The sequence below is a fragment of the Psychrobacter sp. 1U2 genome (genome assembly GCF_051847575.1).
Window position 1 is genome coordinate 1 of sequence record NZ_JBPYDC010000194.1, and the last position, 1,462, is coordinate 1,462.

General features: G+C 40.2%; 1 protein-coding gene. It reads right to left on the minus strand.

Annotated elements, in window-relative coordinates; all coding sequences use genetic code 11:
- Nucleotides 1-373: 373 nt before the first annotated feature.
- Nucleotides 374-1,222: a DUF2382 domain-containing protein gene (locus tag ACS8FD_RS14385; RefSeq protein WP_439262889.1), complete on the minus strand. Its 849-nt coding sequence runs from the start codon at nucleotides 1,220-1,222 to the stop codon at nucleotides 374-376.
- Nucleotides 1,223-1,462: the final 240 nt, after the last annotated feature.

Consider the following 1,462-nt stretch of genomic DNA (forward strand, 5'->3'; position numbering starts at 1 on the left):
AGACGGTTACTAATAGCACTGCTATCCGTAGTATGCGGCGCTGCCAGTTTATTCTCTCCTGCATGATCCTCTAGCTTTGCCGTAGACGCTGTTGGCGGTGTCGTGCCCGCTCGTTGGTTTTCGCTTTTGTTTGCACTGTATTTATTATGGGTCTCTTTTTCATGGTTAGTATTCATCATTACGTTCCTTATTATTGGCAAGTATTTTACTAGTATGATTAGATAACGATATATAAGCCTATTATTCATGGGAAAGACATAAAAAAAGGCCAGAGACAAACTCTGACCTTAATTCGCTAAGGATGATTACTTAGCTATATATTCACGCTACCTAATCGCAGTTATCATATTAGGATAAACGATAGATCAGAATATTACATACCACGTGCGCTACGTACATCTTCAGCAGTGATACCATCACGGTCTACGATGTTACCTTCACGGTCAACAACATTACCATCACGGTCAATATCTAGCTCTTCACGCTGAATAGTTTCTACAATAGTTTCAGTGTGACGCTCAGTGGTCTTACCGACATTAACTTCTTCTGAAACATAAGTCTCTTTGTTAACACGAGCACGTTCAGCTTCTAGTTCAACTTCGATAGTCTCGTTATCAGTCACGTCACCAATGCGACGCTCTGATGGACGATCTACAGTAGTACGTTGAATGTTAGCATGCTCTTCTTCAAGATCAACTTCCACGTTACGCTCTTCAGTCACAACATGCTTGCCGACTTTTACTAGGCCTGCAACGATACGATCTTTATTTACTGTCAGACGCTCTTCTAGTAGTTCTAGCGTGTTTGGTGCATCATAAGCATGGTCTGCAACTTCCATACGCTCTTCTGCTGGTACAGTGTCAGCTACAAATGCTTGACGATCTTTTTCGTACTGCTCTTTATAGCTATACTGATAGTCATGATCATACTCTTCCATGGCATCAGCTTGTGCTTTGGTTAAACTATCAAAGAATACATCATCACCAACAATACGCGCTAAACCCGCTGGTACTAAAACTTCTTTTGAGCTAAACCAGCCGCCTGCGTCAACGATTAGATAGCGAATACGGCCAGTAGTATCTTCTACTAGTGCGCCATCGATCTTACCGATTTTTTCTTCATTGACACCGTAAGCAGTTTTGCCTGTTGGGTCATAATAGTCATCACCAATAAGGTCACGATGAGTTGCTTGGATGTCTTGTAAGCGAATTAGTTGGCTCATTATTGTCTTCCTTTTATATGAGTAAATGGTTATTTATAAATAAAATAGTAGCGTCAAAAAATAACGCCAATGATAAATATGTCGTTGAATAAGTCAGAATACACCGACTCTTCCTCTACTTCATTATTTGCAGTTATAAGTAGTGAATTCAGTCAGTAACGATAAAGAATCATGCTTATCATTGTTGACTGACAACTAAACAGTGACTGCATCAACTTGTAACTATCGTAACATCGCGAT

Excerpts from the sequence above, each read along its gene's own strand:
- ACS8FD_RS14385 (WP_439262889.1), bottom strand. The coding sequence starts at position 1,222 with ATGAGCCAACTAATTCGCTTACAAGACATCCAAGCAACTCATCGTGAC.